The organism is Microbacterium terrisoli (genome assembly GCF_030866805.1).
Taxonomy (GTDB): domain Bacteria; phylum Actinomycetota; class Actinomycetes; order Actinomycetales; family Microbacteriaceae; genus Microbacterium; species Microbacterium terrisoli.
This window is the reverse complement of the sequence record NZ_CP133019.1, coordinates 2,370,228-2,386,053: the sequence shown is the minus strand read 5'-3', so window position 1 is coordinate 2,386,053 and position 15,826 is coordinate 2,370,228. Positions and strand designations below refer to the sequence as shown.

Genomic DNA, 15,826 nt, shown 5'->3' with positions numbered 1-15,826 from the left:
CGCGACGACATGCGCATCACGCATGACGTCATGCGCTCATATCTGCCTGCTGCTCCTTCGCATGACCTCGCCTGCGATACGCGCGGACGAGTCTAAACAAAGAAGGAGAGACCTCTTGGAAGGTCCTGAAATCACTGCCGCCGAGGCCGTTTTGGACAACGGCCGCTTCGGCACCCGTACTGTCCGGTTCGAAACCGGGCGCCTCGCCCAGCAGGCACAGGGTTCTGTCGCCGCATATCTGGACGATGAGACCATGCTGCTGTCGGCCACGAGCGCCGGCAAGCACCCCCGTGAAGGGTTCGACTTCTTCCCGCTCACCGTCGATGTCGAGGAGCGTTCGTACGCTGCCGGCAAGATCCCCGGTTCGTTCTTCCGTCGCGAAGGTCGCCCCTCGACCGATGCGATCCTGGTGTGCCGTCTGATCGACCGCCCGCTGCGCCCGTCGTTCGTCGACGGCCTGCGCAACGAGGTGCAGATCGTCGTCACGGTCCTCTCGATCGCTCCGGGCGAGTTCTACGACGCCCTGGCCATCAACGCGGCCTCGCTGTCGACGCAGATCTCCGGTCTGCCGTTCTCCGGTCCGATCGCCGGCGTGCGCCTGGCGCTGGTTCCCGGTTACGGCCAGCACGAAGACCAGTGGGTCGCGTTCCCGAGCGCGAAGCTGCTCGAAGAGGCAGTGTTCGACATCATGGTCGCGGGCCGCGTGCTCGACGACGGCGATGTCGCGATCATGATGGTCGAAGCCGAGGCCACCGAGCACAGCTGGAACCTCATCAAGGGCGGCGCCACCAAGCCGAGCGAGCAGGTCGTCGCCAGCGGACTGGAAGCCGCCAAGCCCTTCATCAAGGAGCTCGTCGCTGCGCAGAGCGTCGTGGCGAACACCGCCGCGAAGGAGATCCAGTCGTTCCCCGTGTTCCTGCCCTACTCGCAGGCCACGTACGACTTCGTCGCCGAGCGCGCGTACGACGACCTCGTGGGCGTCTACCAGATCGCCGACAAGATCGAGCGCCAGAACGCCGACGACGCGATCAAGGACCGCGTCAAGGAGCAGCTGTCCGCAGCTGTCGCCGACGGCTCGCTCGATGAGGTCGCCGCATCCGAGTTCTCGGCCGCGTACAAGGCCGTCACGAAGAAGATCGTGCGCGGTCGCATCCTCGCCGAAGGCGTGCGCATCGACGGTCGGGGCCTTGCCGACATCCGCCCGCTGGACGCCGAGGTGCAGGTCATCCCGCGCGTGCACGGCTCGGCCATCTTCCAGCGCGGCGAGACCCAGATCCTGGGTGTCACCACGCTGAACATGCTCAAGATGGAGCAGCAGATCGACTCGCTGTCGCCGGTCACGCACAAGCGGTACATCCACCACTACAACTTCCCGCCCTACTCGACCGGTGAGACCGGCCGGGTCGGCAGCCCCAAGCGTCGCGAGATCGGCCACGGGTTCCTGGCCGAGCGCGCGCTCGTGCCGGTGCTGCCCTCGCGCGAGGAGTTCCCGTACGCGATCCGTCAGGTCTCCGAGGCGCTCGGATCCAACGGCTCCACCTCGATGGGCTCGGTCTGCGCATCGACGCTCGCACTGCTCAATGCCGGTGTGCCGCTGCGCGCACCTGTGGCCGGCATCGCGATGGGCCTCGTGTCCGACACCGTCGACGGTGAGACCCGCTATGCGGCGCTGACCGACATCCTGGGTGCCGAAGACGCGCTGGGCGACATGGACTTCAAGGTCGCCGGCACGAGCGATTTCGTCACCGCGATCCAGCTGGACACCAAGCTCGACGGCATCCCGTCGTCGGTGCTGTCGGCCGCCCTGCAGCAGGCGCACGACGCGCGCATCACGATCCTGAACGTCTTGAACGCGGCGATCGACGCCCCGGACGAGATGGCTCCGACCGCGCCGCGTGTGATCAGCGTGCAGATCCCCGTCGACAAGATCGGCGAGCTGATCGGCCCGAAGGGCAAGACGATCAACGCGATCCAGGACGAGACCGGTGCGGACATCTCGATCGAAGAGGACGGCACCGTGTACATCGGTGCGGTCGACGGTCCTTCAGCCGAGGCCGCGCGCGCCCAGGTCAATGCGATCGCCAACCCGACCAACCCCGAAGTGGGTGAGCAGTTCCTCGGCACGGTCGTGAAGATCGCGACGTTCGGCGCGTTCATCTCGCTGCTGCCGGGCAGGGATGGTCTGCTGCACATCAGCGAGGTGCGCAAGCTGACCGGTGGCAAGCGCGTCGAGAACGTCGACGACGTGCTGTCGGTCGGCCAGAAGCTGCTCGTGCGCATCACCAAGGTCGACGACCGCGGCAAGCTGTCGCTCGAGCCCGTGCTCGAAGAGGTCGCAGACCAGTCCGCTCCCGCCGAGGCCGCGCCCGCGGCTGAGACGGCTCCCGCCGAAGCCTGATCCTTCGACGGACGGTGCCCGTGTCCCTTCGGGGCACGGGCACCGTCCGTTTTCGGCCGATGGGACGGCATTTGTCCGCCGGATGGGGGACAAATGGCTTCAGACGCGCCAAAGCGTTACCGAATGTTTACCCGGGTCATGCTTCAGTGCCCAGCAAGGTCACACTCGTCACCTACGCTCGAAGTACGCGCCGGGGGGCGCGCATAACAGTGGCCACGGATCATGGAGATTCGTGAGGGGGTGGGCATGGCGGTCTTCGGTGTCGGTTCTGCGCGAGCAGCCGGGGGGCGCTCCGCGCCGACGGCCATGCCCGCCCCGTCCACTCCGCCCGCGGTCACGATGCCCGAGGCGGCGACCACCGTGCACCCGTCGGCTCCCATCCCCGTGCAGGGAAGAGCTGTCGGGGCGCAGGTGCGCGTCGAGCTCGGCGAAGGCGGCCCGCGGATCTTCCCGCTCATGCTCGGGGGAGCCGAGTTCGGGTGGAACGTCGACGTCGAATCCAGCCACGAGATCCTCGACGCCTACCTGGAGCGCGGCGGCAACGCCGTGCACACGGCCGACAGCTTCGCCGGCGGGCGCAGCGAGCACATCATCGGTGAATGGCTGCGTACGCGCGGCGTGCGCGACGAGGTCGCCCTCGCCGTCCGCGTGGGTGCCCACCCCGATCATCCCGGCCTCGGCCCGGTGAACCTCGTCCGCGCGGTGGAGTCATCCCTCACGCGTCTGGGCACCGACCACATCGACGTGGTCTATCTGAACGCCAGCAGCGGAATCACGGCGATGGAAGACGTGCTGGCCACGTCTGAGTGGCTCGTCGAGACCGGCAAGGCACGCGCGGTCGGGGCGTTCGGGTTCACCGCCGCCCAGCTGGTCGAGGCCCGCATCCTGGCCTCGGCAGGGTATCCGCGCATCACCGTGCTGGACGCGCCCTACAATGTGCTCCGCCGCCACGAATTCGAGGGCGACCTCAAGCTCGTGGCCGGCGCCCAGTCGATGGCGGTCACTGCGTCGCACGCGCTCGAACACGGATTCCTCTCCGGCCGGCACCGCACGCGCGGAGATCTCGCGCGGTCGACGCGCGGCGCGCAGCTGGCGGGCAATATGAACCGTCGGGGCACGCGCACGCTGCGCGCACTGGACGGCATCGGCGAAGAACTGGGCGTGCCCACCGCGGCGGTGGCCGTGGCCTGGCTACTCGCACAGCCGATCGTGACCGCGCCGATCGTCAACGCCTTCGCTCCCACTCAGGTCGATGAACTCGTCCGAGGGGTCGGTGTGCGATTCAGCCGCGCGCAGCTGGCCGAGATCGTGCGCGCCGCAGAATAAGCACGGGTCGGCACGACCCTGCGAGGCGTGAACCTCGCATAAGCTGGAAGTGGGCCTTCGGTCCGATTCCTCCCCCGATGAAGAGAGAGCTTGGCGTGACGCATTACATCTATCTCGTGCGGCACGGCGAACACCAAGACGCGGAACAGGGAGTCGCCGACGGGCCGCTGTCGGCGCGTGGCCGTCGTCAGGCCGAGGCGCTGGCCGACCGGCTCTCGGGGCTGCCGCTGACCGCCGTGTGGCACTCGCCGCTCGAGCGGGCAGCCGAGACCGCCCGCGCCGTGGCCGCGCGCCTGCCCTCGGTCGACCCGCAGCCGTCCGCGCTGCTGTTCGACTGCGTGCCCACCGGGATGACCCCGGACACGCCGGCGGTCTACGAGCCGTTCTTCGGATCTGTCACCGACGCCGAGATCGAGGCCGGACGCGCTCAGATGAGCGACGCGATCAGCGCGTTCCTCGTGCGCAAGCCCGGTGATGTGCACGAGGTGCTGATCACCCACAACTTCGTCATCAGCTGGTTCGTGCGCGAAGTGCTGCAGATGCCCGAATGGCGCTGGATGACCCTCAACCAGGCCCACTGCGGCCTCACCGTCATCGCGCAGAAGCCCGGGCGCCCGTGGAGCCTGCTGACGCACAATGACCTCGCGCACCTGCCATTCGAGCTGCAGACCGGCCTGCCCGAGCCGCTGCCGGTCTGAGCGCACTGCAGCGCACATATATGCCGTAGTCGCCATATGGCGTCATCACCCCTCGCGCGCAACGTAGGCTTGATGTCATGACGACACGCGTGGCGATCGTGGGTGGCACCGGAAAGCTCGGTGGCGTCATCCGCGAGGTCGTGGCATCCGAGCCCGACTTCGCTGTGCACGCGACCCTTTCATCGCGCGATGACATCGCCTCGATCGCCGGCGCGGATCTGGTGGTGGATGCCTCGACCCCGGCGGTGTCGATCGATGTGGTGCGCGCAGCCATCGAGCGTGGCATCACGATCGTGGTCGGAACGTCTGGCTGGTCGGCCGAGCGCATCGCCCTCGTGCGTCCGCTGGTGGAGGCGGCGGGCACCGGCGCGGTGTTCGTGCCGAACTTCTCCCTCGGATCGGTGCTCGGCTCGGCGCTGGCGGCTGCGGCAGCGCCGTTCTTCCCCTCCGCGGAGGTCGTCGAGGCGCACCGCGACACCAAGGTCGACTCGCCCAGCGGCACCGCGGTGCGCACGGCCGAGCTGATCGCTGCGGCCCGCGTGGCGCAGGGTCCCGTGCTGGCCCCGCACGCCGATCAGCGTGCACGCGGACAGCAGGTCGGCTCTGTTCCGGTGCATTCGCTGCGCCGCCCCGGCGTGATCGCCCGTCAGGAAGTGCTCCTGTCGGGAGCGGGCGAGACGCTGTCGATCGTGCACGACACCGTCGATTCGGCGGCGGCATACGCTCCCGGCATCCGACTGGCGCTGCGCAATGCCCTCACGGTGCGCGGAGTGGTCGTCGGGCTCGACAGCTTCCTGGACATCGGCATCGGCGCGCCCCGTGCGGCCGGCGACGCCGGCCGCGCATGAAGACCCGCATCTCCGTGGCTCTGATCGCGGCAGTGCTGGTGCTGTACATCGTTGTGATCGCCCAGTGGGCCTGGCTGCTGCTGGCCAGCGGCAGCGCGCTGGCAGTCGTCATGGGCGTCGCGCTGTTCGTGCTGCCGGTGATCGCCGCATGGGCCATCGGGCGGGAGATCTGGTTCGGTGTGCGCGCCGAACAGGTCGGCCGTCGGCTCGAGAAGGAGGGCGGCCTGCCCGACGACGACGTCGCAGTCCATCCCAGCGGCCGCGTGGTGCGCGCGGACGGCGACGCGGTCTTCCCGCATTACCGCGACGAGGCGCAGGCGCACCCCGACGACTGGCGCGCGTGGTACCGGTTGGGCCTTGCGTACGACGCCGCCGGTGACCGCAAGCGCGCGCGGGGCGCGATCCGTCAGTCGATCAAGCTCGAGTCGGCCGACAAGGCCTGAGAAGAGGCCGCGTCCGCATCTCCGGGACGGGGTACGGCGGCAGCGATCGCGTCGTCGACCGTCGCGTGCACGAACGAGAAGCCCGAGTTCAGCAGCGCGGCCGGGACGACGTGTGCGTCGGCCAGCAGCAGCGCCTCGGCGGCAGCGCCCAGCGCGAGGCGCATCGCCCAGGCAGGTGCGCGCACCAGGTACGGCCGGTTCAGGCGCACCGCCAGCCCGAAGCCGAGGTCGTTCGCAGTGGCGCGGGTCGGGCCGGTCAGATTGACCGGCCCCGACAGGCCGGCGTCGATGATGTGTCGGATCGCCCGCACCTGGTCGACCAGCGAGATCCACGGCCACGCCTGCGTGCCGCGCCCGAGCGGCCCGGAAAGGCCCGCCCGGGTGAGCAGGATCAGCGGTTTGAGCACGCCCTGGGCATGCACGACCGGCGCGGTGCGCAGCACGGCCACGCGTGCGTGCGGACCTGCGTCTGCGGCGGCGTGCTCCCACTCGCCGCACAGATCGGCCAGGAACGTGTCGCCTCGGGGTGACTGCTCGGTCAGGGTGAGGCCCGGGGCCGAGCCGTACACGCCGACCGCCGACGCACTGACGAAGGCCGGGGCATCCACACCCAGCGCACGGATCGCGGTGGCCAGCGTCCGCGTCGGAGTGACGCGCGACCACAGCAAAGTGCTGCGATAGCGTGCGGTCCACGGCATCCGCCCGATCGAGGCGCCGTTCAGCCCCACCACCGCCTCGGCGCCGGCGAGCACGTCGGGATCCAGCGGGCGGGCATCGGCCAGCCACTGCACCTCTCCCGGCCCGCGCGGTGCGCGGCGCACGAGCCGGGTGACCCGCACGCCGTCTGCCTGCAGGGCTGCCGTCAGCGCGGTCCCGATCAGGCCGGATGCGCCCGCCACGACGATGTGGCCGGCAGAGGAAGGGGTTTCAGGCAAGCGATGCCTCGAGGGTGATCTCGACACCCGCCAGGGCCTGCGAGACCGGGCAGCCGACCTTCGCCTCTTCGGCCAGGCGGTCGAAGTCGGCCTCGGTGAGGCCGGGGACGACCGCCGACACGTTCAGGTGACTGCCGGTGATCCCGGTGCCCGGCGTGAAGGTGACGGATGCCGATGCCTGCAGGTTCTCGGGCGGAGTGCCGTTCTGCGCCAGGGCATTCGACAGCGCCATGCAGTAGCAGGAGGCGTGGGCGGCGGCGAGCAGCTCCTCGGGAGTCGTGACCGCGTCAGAGCCTTCGCTTCGCGCCTTCCAGTTCACCGGGAACGAGCCCTGGCCCGAGCTGGTCAGGCTCACTCGGCCGGATCCTTCGAACAGGCTGCCGCTCCACTGTGCCGCGGCTTCGCTGGTGACGCTCATGGTGTCCTCCGTCGTCGATCGGTCGTGTGCGGCCCAGCCTAATCGTGGGCGGCGACCGGTGCGACGGGTTGCCGAGCCTACGCGGTGGCGTGCCCGATGACGCCGGCCCGCTGCAGCAGCAGGTACAGCTGGCAGCCGAGGCAGAATCCGAAGGCGGCGTTCAGGAATGCGGCGACGAACGCTGCGGCGGCCGCGACCGTCAGTCCCCACGGGACTCCTGCCAGCTGCAGCACCAGGCCGATGACGCTCACCAGCAGTCCGACGCCCTGTGCGAAGCGCGGCGGGCGGGGGTCTTCGAGCTCGCTCGGTGCGGCAAGGCGCGGCTGCACGAATCGGCGGAACAGCGCACCCCACGGTGCGGTGCGCGGCCAGCCGACGCCCCATGTGAACAGCAGGGCGATCACCAGGAGCAGAAGGAATGCCGGGTCCAGGATGCGGGCGCCGATGGTCGCGCTTGCGATCAGAGCCGTCGTGGACAGCCCCGTCAGGCCCAGCACGATCGTGATCAGGGTCAGAACCGAAGTGATCGCGGCGCCGAAACGCGGGCCGCGCGGGTCGATGCCGATGGTCTTGTCAGGCATGGGCGGGTTCTCCGATCAGTCGGGTGAGCTCGGCGGCGACGGCCTGCCGGTGCGGGGCGCCGCCGAAGCGCGAGTGCACGGCGCCGTCGGCGTCGAGCACGAACACCGTGGGCGTCTGCAGGATGTGCAGTCGGGTCGCCAGGTCGGGGCGATGCGTCAGATCGACCTCGGCGTGCGTGACGCCGACGTGTTCGCCGGCCACGGCATCCAGGGTCCGCCGAACCTGGGGGCAGCGCGAGCAGAACTCGGTGCTGAACAGCACGAGCGTGGCCCGTTCGCCGCGTTCGCCCAGCTCGAGCCCGGCCACGTCGAGGTCTCCGTCGGCGACCGAGCGGGCGCGGCTCTGACCGAGCCGCCACAGCAGGCCGCCGACGGTGGTGGCGACCACCAGCGCGGCCACGACGACCAGGGCGATCCAGACGGGCATGTCCATCACGCTAGTCGGGCGCCACCCCGCCGGCTTCTGGATGACGCAGTGTGTCAGCGGGTATCGTGGCGGACGTGAGCATCCCGACGCCCTATGAGGATCTGCTGCGCGACGTGCTGGCAGGCGGCACGCACAAGGACGACCGCACCGGAACCGGAACCACGAGCGTGTTCGGAAGGCAGCTGCGGTTCGACCTGTCGCAGTCGTTCCCCCTCATCACGACCAAGCGGGTGCACTTCAAGTCTCTGGCCTATGAGCTGCTGTGGTTCCTGCGGGGCGAGTCGAACGTGCGCTGGCTGCACGAGCACGGCGTCTCGATCTGGGACGAGTGGGCGGATGCCGACGGTGAGCTGGGTCCGGTGTACGGCGTGCAGTGGCGCTCATGGCCGACGCCCGACGGTGCGCACATCGATCAGATCTCGCAGGTTCTCGACCAGATCCGTTCGACCCCCGACTCGCGCCGGCTGATCGTGTCGGCGTGGAACGTGGCCGAGATCCCCGAGATGGCGCTCGCGCCCTGCCACGCGTTCTTCCAGTTCTACGTCGCCGACGGCAGGCTGTCGTGCCAGCTGTACCAGCGCAGTGCCGATCTGTTCCTGGGCGTGCCGTTCAACATCGCCTCCTACGCGCTGCTGACGCTCATGGTCGCCCAGCAGACCGGCCTCGAGCCCGGCGATTTCGTGTGGACCGGCGGAGACTGCCACATCTACGACAACCACCGCGAACAGGTGCGCGAGCAGCTCAGCCGCGATCCGTACCCCTACCCGACGCTGCGATTCGCCCGCACGCCGGAGTCGATCTTCGACTACGACTACGAGGACTTCATCCTCGAGGACTACCAGCATCACCCCACGATCCGTGCCGCCGTCGCCGTCTGAGATGCCCGTCGGACTGATCTGGGCGCAGGCGCGCGGGGCAGTGATCGGTGCCGCCGGCGGCATGCCCTGGCACGTTCCCGAAGACATGGCGCATTTCAGACAGCTCACGACGGGGCACCCTGTGGTGATGGGACGCCGCACATGGGAGTCGTTCCCCGAACGGTTCCGCCCGCTGCCCGGGCGACGCAACATCGTGATCACCCGCAACGACGGCTGGGCGGCCGACGGCGCCGAGCGAGCGGCGTCACTGGATGCTGCGCTCGCGCTCGCCGGTGGCGGGGCCGCCGGCGAGCCTGACGAGCACGGTGCCGATGGCGTCGTCTGGGTCATCGGCGGGGGCCAGATCTTCCGCGATGCGATCGCGCGTGCCGACGAGCTCGGCGTCACCGTGCTCGAAGTCACCGAGTTGGACCTGGACGTGCCCGGAGACACGACGGCGCCCGAGATCGCCGGATGGCGGCCCGCGGCATCCGATCCGTCGCCGACCGAGTGGCACTCCTCGCGCACCGGTGTGCGCTACCGCTTCGTGCGTTACGTGCGCGAGGTAAGGACATCGTCCCTGTCCCCAGGAGTGCCAGGCAGTAGCGTGTGACGCATGGTGACGGCACTGGTGACGGGGGCGAGCTCGGGGCTCGGCGCGGAGTACGCGCGGCAGTTGGCCGAGCGGGGCGCCGATGTCGTCCTGGTGGGTCGTGACCGGCAGGCCCTGGAGAGCGTGGCCGCCGAGGTTCGGGTGCAGGGCCGCGAGGCTGAGGTGCTCGTGGCCGACCTGCTCGACCCCGCGCAGATCGCGACGGTGGTGGCGCGGCTGACCGACGCCCAGCGGCCGGTCGAGGTGCTGGTCAGCAACGCCGGGCACGGGTTGTCGCTGGCATTCGAGCACAACGACGTCGAGGCCGAAGTGCGCCACCTGCGTCTGCACGATGAGGTCGCACTCCGGCTGATCCACGCGGCTCTGGGGCCGATGCTCGACCGCGGGCATGGCAAGATCCTGACCGTCGCATCGATCGCGGCCTTCATGCCGCGCTCGACCTACGGCGCGGTCAAGCAGTGGCTGGTGTCGTTCTGCCGCTGGGCGAACGTCACGTACGCGCCGCGCGGGGTGACGGTGACCGCGGTGTGCCCGGGGTTCGTGCACACGAACTTCCACGAGCGGCTGGGTCTGCCGCCGGGCCAGGAGGGCATCCCCGGCTGGATGTGGCTGGACGCGCCCCTGGTGGTGCGCGCATCGCTGCGCGATCTCGCCCACGGCCGCGCTGTGTCGATTCCATCGCTGCGCTACAAGCTCGTCGCCCGAGTGCTGCCGCTGCTGCCCGACCGCCTGACTGCCCGAATCGGCCAGCGCGGGCGCTCGTCCGAGGCCTGAGGTCGCGCGGGACGGCGCTGGGGGTGCACATCACCGGGGTGGGCCGAACCGATACTCTGGGGATATGACGCATACGGGCAACCCCTTCGGGCAGGTGATCGTCGCGCTGGTCACTCCGATGACAGCGGACGGCGAAGTCGACTGGCCAGCCGTCGCCAAGCACATGGACGACGTGATCACGGCCGGGGCCGACAGCATCCTGGTCACCGGCACCACCGGTGAGACCAGCACGCTCACCGACGCCGAGAAGGTGCGCCTCGTGGAGGTCGGCAAAGAGGTGGCCGCGGGCCGGGCGACGATCATCACCGGCGGCGGGTCGAACGAGACCGCACACGCGATACAGCTCTACCGCGACAGCGCGAAAGCCGGCGCCGACGGCATCCTGGTGGTCACGCCGTACTACAACAAGCCCACCCAGGCGGGAATCCTCACGCACTTCCGGCTGATCGCCGATTCCACCGACCTGCCGATGATGCTGTACGACATCCCGGGCCGCACCGGCGTCCCGATCGCGTACGAGACGATCTTGCGACTGGCCAAGCATCCGAACATCCTGGCGGTGAAGGACGCGAAGGGGAACTTCAGCGAGGTCTCTCGCGTGCTGAACCAGACTGACCTGATGTACTTCTCCGGTGACGACTCCAACGTGCTGCCGCACATGGCCATCGGCGCGGTCGGCCTGGTCGGGGTCACCGCGAACATCGCCGCCCAGCCGTACCGGACGATCGTGGACGCGGTGAACCGCGGCGATCTGGCGGCCGCGACCGAAGCGCACAAGAAGCTCGAACCCCTCGTGCGTGCTGTCATGACCCACGTGCCGGGCACCGTCTCGGCGAAGTACATCTTGCACGGCCTCGGCCGTATCTCCAGCCCCCGCGTGCGATTGCCGCTGGTGGGACCCGAGGAATGGGAGGCGGCGAAGATCGAAGACGAACTGGCATTGGTGACCGGCATTCCGGGCGTCGACTTCTCGGACTTCCGTCCCGACCGCAATGCCGCCGCCGGCGGCGCGCTGCCGAAGGTCTCGGGGACCACCCGATGATCGCGCAGCAGGTCCTCGATCCGCCGGCACTTGAATCCGGCACCCTGCGCGTCATCCCCCTCGGGGGCCTCGGCGAGGTCGGGCGCAACATGACCGTCTTCGAGTTCGACGGCAAGCTGCTCGTCGTCGACTGCGGCGTGCTCTTCCCCGAAGAGAACCAGCCGGGCGTGGACCTGATCCTCCCCGACTTCGAGCCGATCCGCGACCGTCTCGACGACATCGTCGGCGTCGTGCTCACGCACGGTCACGAGGACCACATCGGCGCGGTGCCGTACCTGCTCAAGCTGAAGGGCGACATCCCGCTCATCGGCTCGGGTCTGACGCTGGCGCTGGTGGAGGCCAAGCTCAAAGAGCACCGCATCAAGCCCTACACCTTGACCGTCAAAGAGGGGCAGCGCGAGAAGGTCGGCGCGTTCGACCTCGAGTTCGTCTCGGTGAACCACTCGATCCCCGACGCACTGGCCGTCGCGATCCGCACGCCCGCAGGCCTGGTGCTGGGCACCGGTGACTTCAAGATGGACCAGCTGCCGCTGGACGGGCGTCTGACCGACCTGCGCGCGTTCGCACGCCTGGGTGAAGAGGGAGTCGACCTGTTCATGGTCGACTCCACCAATGCCGACATCCCGGGCTTCACCGCGTTGGAGCGGTCGATCGGTCCCGTGCTGGACCAGGTGATCGGCAGGGCCCCGCGGCGCGTGATCGTGGCCAGCTTCTCGAGCCACGTGCACCGGGTGCAGCAGGTCATCGACGCCGCGCACGCCCACGGCCGCCGCGTCGCGTTCCTCGGCCGCAGCATGGTGCGCAACATGACCATCGCCGAACAGCTCGGCTACCTGCACGTGCCCGAGGGCGTGCTGATCGACTACAAGAAGGCCAAGGATCTCCCGGACGACCAGATCGTCTACATGTCCACGGGCTCGCAGGGCGAGCCGATGGCGGTCCTGTCGCGCATGGCGAACCTCGACCACGCGATCGAGCCGGGTCCCGGCGACACCGTGATCCTGGCATCCAGTCTGATCCCCGGCAACGAGAACGCGGTCTACCGTGTGATCGACGGCTTGACCAAGCTCGGGGCGACCGTCGTGCACAAGGGCAATGCGAAGGTGCACGTCTCCGGGCATGCGGCCGCCGGTGAGCTGCTGTACTGCTACAACATCGTGGGCCCGCGCAACGTCATGCCGATCCACGGCGAGCACCGGCACCTGCGCGCCAACGCGCAGCTCGCCCAAGACACCGGTGTGCCCGTCGAGCGCACGATCCTGGGCGAGAACGGCACCGTGGTCGATCTGCGCGACGGGATCGCGAAGGTCGTCGGCCAGCTCGACCTCGGCTTCGTCTACGTCGACGGGTCGACCGTCGGCGAGATCACCGATGCCGACCTCAAGGACCGCCGGATCCTGGGCGAAGAGGGGTTCATCTCGGTGATCGTCGTGGTCGACTCCTCGACCGGCAAGATCATCTCCGGTCCCGAGATCCACGCCCGCGGTGTGGCAGAGGATGACGCGGTCTTCGATGATGTCGTCCCCAAGATCGTCGCGGCGCTGCGCGAGGCGGCCGGCAACGGCGTGCGCGACAGCCACGCGCTGTCGCAGATCGTGCGGCGCACGATCGGCCGCTGGGTGAACCAGAAGCTGCGTCGCCGGCCGATGATCGTTCCGTTGGTGATCGAGGCATAGCCTCGACCACTGACCGGCGCAGTATCGAGGCGTGAGCCTCTAAACCCGCGTCGCTCCGGGCCGAGGTCGGCACCCCGCGATAGCGTGGAGCAATGGCCAGGAGCACCACGAGCAGTCGCACGCCCGCGAAAGGCTCGTCGTCGCGTGCGAAGGCGAAAGAGGCGCCTTCGCGCGCCAAGAAGCCTGCGCCGGCGCCGAGGCGGTATGTCGGCGAGGTCGACAGACCGCCTCTGATCGTACGGATGTGGCTGGGTCTGGCGCACGTGGTGGGCGGGCTGTTTCGCGCGTTCGGCCCCGAGACGCTCCAGAAGGAGCAGCGTCGCGACGGCTTCCCGTTCCTGATCGTGCTGCTGGCCGTCGCGGGCGCCGTGGACGAGTGGTTCTTCATCGGCGATCCGGTCGCGATGAACATCAGCGCCTACTCGGTCGGCGGGCTGATCGGCCGCGTCGCCTTCGTCCTCCCGGTGCTGCTGATCCTTCTGGCCGGGTGGCTGTTCCGGCATCCTGCCTCGGTGCACGACAACGGGCGCATCGGCATCGGCTTCGCCCTGTTCATTCTGTCCGCGGCCGGCTTCTGCCACGTCTTCGGGGGGCGTCCGAACCCCAAGGACGGGCTTCCCTCGCTGAGTGCGGCGGGAGGGCTGTTCGGGTGGATGCTCGGCGAGCCGCTGAGCTTCCTCACGCAGATCGGCGCCACTGTCGTCTTGTCGCTGCTGACCGTCCTGTCGGTCCTGATCCTCACCCGGACTCCGCCCAATCGCATCGGCCGGCGTCTGGGCGACCTCTATTCGTGGATGTTCGGTGCCGAGCGCGGTGGCGATGACGCCAACGCACCGACGGCTGTGCTGCCGGCAGGCGACGACGGCGATGACAAGCTGCCCTGGTGGCGTCGCAACAAGAGCGGCCGCGAGAAGGATGCCGATGCCACGGTCGGCTCGCAGGACCTTGATCTGCTGGTTCCGGGTTCGGACCACGGAGGCTTCGAGCAAGCGATCGCCCCGAGTACGCCACCGGCGCTGCCGGACGCGGTGACCGAGGTCATCTCGCCGTCTGTGCTCGCCGGGGCGCAGCGTCGCGTGGATGCGGCCGCCACCGGGCTGGCCGATGACAGCGACACCGGACCGGTGGACGCGGCCCTGCCGGGTCTGACCGGCATCAGCGGTTCGGGAGAGCGGATCGTGCCCTCCACTCCCTATCAGCTGCCGTCCACGCAGACGCTGGTCGCCGGTGAGCCCGGCAAGACGCGATCAGAGGCCAACGACAAGGTCGTGGCCGCGATCACGGGCGTCTTCCAGCAGTTCAAAGTGGATGCCCGGGTCACGGGCTTCTCCCGTGGCCCGACCGTGACGCAGTACGAGATCTCGCTGGGCTCGGGCGTCAAGGTCGAGCGCATCACGGCCCTGACGAACAACATCGCCTATGCCGTGGCATCCAACGAGGTGCGCATCCTCGCCCCGATCCCGGGCAAGAGCGCGATCGGAGTCGAGATCCCCAACACGGATCGCGAGATCGTGACGCTCGGCGACATCCTTCGCTCGGATGCCGCAGCCAAGGCCAAACACCCCATGACGATCGGCGTCGGCAAGGACGTCGGCGGCGGCTATGTGGTGGCCAACCTCGCGAAAATGCCGCACCTTCTGGTGGCCGGGTCCACCGGATCGGGCAAGTCGAGCTTCGTGAACTCGATGATCACGAGTCTGCTGATGCGCTCCAAGCCCAGCGAAGTGCGCATGGTGCTCATCGACCCCAAGCGCGTGGAGCTGACCGGCTACACGGGCGTGCCGCACCTGATCACGCCCATCATCACGAACCCGAAGAAGGCCGCCGAGGCGCTGCAATGGGTCGTGAAAGAGATGGACCTGCGCTACGACGACCTCGCGTCGTTCGGCTTCCGTCACATCGACGACTTCAACAAGGCGGTTGTCGCCGACCAGATCCATCTGCCTCCGGGAAGCGAGCGGGTGCTCAAGCCCTATCCCTACCTGCTGGTCGTCGTCGATGAGCTCGCCGACCTCATGATGGTGGCCCCGCGTGACGTCGAGGATTCGATCGTGCGCATCACGCAGCTCGCGCGGGCCAGCGGCATCCACCTCGTCCTTGCCACGCAGCGACCGTCGGTCGATGTGGTGACGGGCCTGATCAAGGCCAACGTCCCTTCGCGTCTGGCGTTCGCGGTGACCAGCGTCACCGACTCACGGGTCATCCTCGACCAGCCCGGCGCCGACCGACTGATCGGACAGGGCGACGCGCTGTTCCTGCCGATGGGCGCCTCCAAGCCCATCCGCGTGCAGGGGGCGTGGGTCAGCGAGCCCGAGATCGAGCGCGTGGTCAAGCACGTGACCGGCCAGGCGCGGCCCGAATACCGCTCCGATGTGCAGGCCGTCGTGCACAGGAAAGAGGTCGACGCCGACATCGGGGATGACCTCGACCTGCTGCTGGCGGCCGCCGAGCAGATCATCTCCACGCAGTTCGGGTCGACATCGATGCTGCAGCGCAAGCTGCGCGTCGGCTTCGCGAAGGCCGGCCGGCTCATGGATCTGCTCGAATCGCGCGAGATCGTCGGACCGTCCGAAGGGTCGAAGGCCCGCGACGTGCTGGTGACGGCCGAGCAGCTGCCCCAGGTGCTCGCGCGGCTGCGCGGAGAGGAGCCGCCGGCTCCGGCGGCTTCGGCGGCGCCCCCTGAGCCGTACAGCGGCGACCCGATCGAGGCGCAGTACGACGGTCTGCCCGTGGTGGACGGCGATGACGGCGACGAGGATGCCTGGGGCCTCACCGGCCGCGAGTAGCACT

General features: G+C 69.0%; 15 protein-coding genes. 11 read left to right on the top strand and 4 right to left on the bottom strand.

Going from position 1 to position 15,826, the window contains the following annotated elements; translation table 11 throughout:
• Window positions 1-115: 115 nt before the first annotated feature.
• The 5 genes from QU603_RS10730 (at window position 116) to QU603_RS10710 (ending at window position 5,713) form a co-directional block, all read left to right on the top strand.
• Entirely contained in the window at window positions 116-2,398 is a 2,283-nt protein-coding gene (locus QU603_RS10730; protein ID WP_308491381.1) for a polyribonucleotide nucleotidyltransferase, read from the top strand.
• Window positions 2,399-2,620: 222 nt separating this feature from the next.
• A complete protein-coding gene (locus QU603_RS10725) occupies window positions 2,621-3,724 on the top strand; it encodes an aldo/keto reductase (RefSeq protein ID WP_308491380.1) in 1,104 nt (367 codons plus the stop codon).
• Window positions 3,725-3,819: 95 nt separating this feature from the next.
• Complete coding sequence (locus QU603_RS10720) at window positions 3,820-4,422, top strand: histidine phosphatase family protein (protein ID WP_308491379.1); 603 nt, start codon at window positions 3,820-3,822, stop codon at window positions 4,420-4,422.
• Between the two features lie 77 nt (window positions 4,423-4,499).
• A complete protein-coding gene (gene dapB / locus QU603_RS10715) occupies window positions 4,500-5,270 on the top strand; it encodes a 4-hydroxy-tetrahydrodipicolinate reductase (protein ID WP_308491378.1) in 771 nt (256 codons plus the stop codon).
• Entirely contained in the window at window positions 5,267-5,713 is a 447-nt protein-coding gene (locus tag QU603_RS10710) for a tetratricopeptide repeat protein (protein WP_308491377.1), read from the top strand. The genes dapB and QU603_RS10710 overlap by 4 nt, the downstream gene beginning before the upstream one ends.
• Here the strand turns inward: QU603_RS10710 and QU603_RS10705 are convergent.
• The 4 genes from QU603_RS10705 to QU603_RS10690 form a co-directional block, all read right to left on the bottom strand.
• Window positions 5,677-6,648 carry a TIGR01777 family oxidoreductase gene (locus tag QU603_RS10705; RefSeq protein WP_308491376.1) on the bottom strand — a complete coding sequence of 324 codons (972 nt, stop codon included), beginning with the start codon at window positions 6,646-6,648 and terminating at the stop codon, window positions 5,677-5,679. The genes QU603_RS10710 and QU603_RS10705 overlap by 37 nt on opposite strands.
• Complete coding sequence (locus tag QU603_RS10700) at window positions 6,641-7,066, bottom strand: OsmC family peroxiredoxin (protein WP_308491375.1); 426 nt, start codon at window positions 7,064-7,066, stop codon at window positions 6,641-6,643. The genes QU603_RS10705 and QU603_RS10700 overlap by 8 nt, the downstream gene beginning before the upstream one ends.
• Before the next feature lie 77 nt (window positions 7,067-7,143).
• Window positions 7,144-7,647 (bottom strand): DUF4395 domain-containing protein, encoded by a 504-nt coding sequence (locus tag QU603_RS10695; RefSeq protein ID WP_308491374.1) that lies wholly within the window; start codon window positions 7,645-7,647, stop codon window positions 7,144-7,146.
• Entirely contained in the window at window positions 7,640-8,074 is a 435-nt protein-coding gene (locus QU603_RS10690) for a TlpA family protein disulfide reductase (protein WP_308491373.1), read from the bottom strand. Before QU603_RS10690 ends, QU603_RS10695 begins: the two co-directional genes overlap by 8 nt.
• A 74-nt stretch (window positions 8,075-8,148) precedes the next feature.
• On the opposite strand from QU603_RS10690, the gene QU603_RS10685 reads away from it, so the two are divergent.
• The 6 genes from QU603_RS10685 (at window position 8,149) to QU603_RS10660 (ending at window position 15,822) form a co-directional block, all read left to right on the top strand.
• A complete protein-coding gene (locus QU603_RS10685) occupies window positions 8,149-8,952 on the top strand; it encodes a thymidylate synthase (RefSeq protein ID WP_308491372.1) in 804 nt (267 codons plus the stop codon).
• Between the two features lies 1 nt (window position 8,953).
• Window positions 8,954-9,544: a dihydrofolate reductase gene (locus QU603_RS10680; RefSeq protein WP_308491371.1), complete on the top strand. Its 591-nt coding sequence runs from the start codon at window positions 8,954-8,956 to the stop codon at window positions 9,542-9,544.
• A 3-nt stretch (window positions 9,545-9,547) separates the two neighbouring features.
• Entirely contained in the window at window positions 9,548-10,318 is a 771-nt protein-coding gene (locus tag QU603_RS10675; RefSeq protein ID WP_308491370.1) for an SDR family NAD(P)-dependent oxidoreductase, read from the top strand.
• Between the two features lie 64 nt (window positions 10,319-10,382).
• Window positions 10,383-11,360 (top strand): 4-hydroxy-tetrahydrodipicolinate synthase, encoded by a 978-nt coding sequence (dapA, locus tag QU603_RS10670; RefSeq protein WP_308491369.1) that lies wholly within the window; start codon window positions 10,383-10,385, stop codon window positions 11,358-11,360.
• Entirely contained in the window at window positions 11,357-13,036 is a 1,680-nt protein-coding gene (locus QU603_RS10665; protein ID WP_308491368.1) for a ribonuclease J, read from the top strand. Before dapA ends, QU603_RS10665 begins: the two co-directional genes overlap by 4 nt.
• 92 nt (window positions 13,037-13,128) lie before the next feature.
• A complete protein-coding gene (locus QU603_RS10660; protein WP_308491367.1) occupies window positions 13,129-15,822 on the top strand; it encodes an FtsK/SpoIIIE family DNA translocase in 2,694 nt (897 codons plus the stop codon).
• Window positions 15,823-15,826 lie beyond the last annotated feature (4 nt).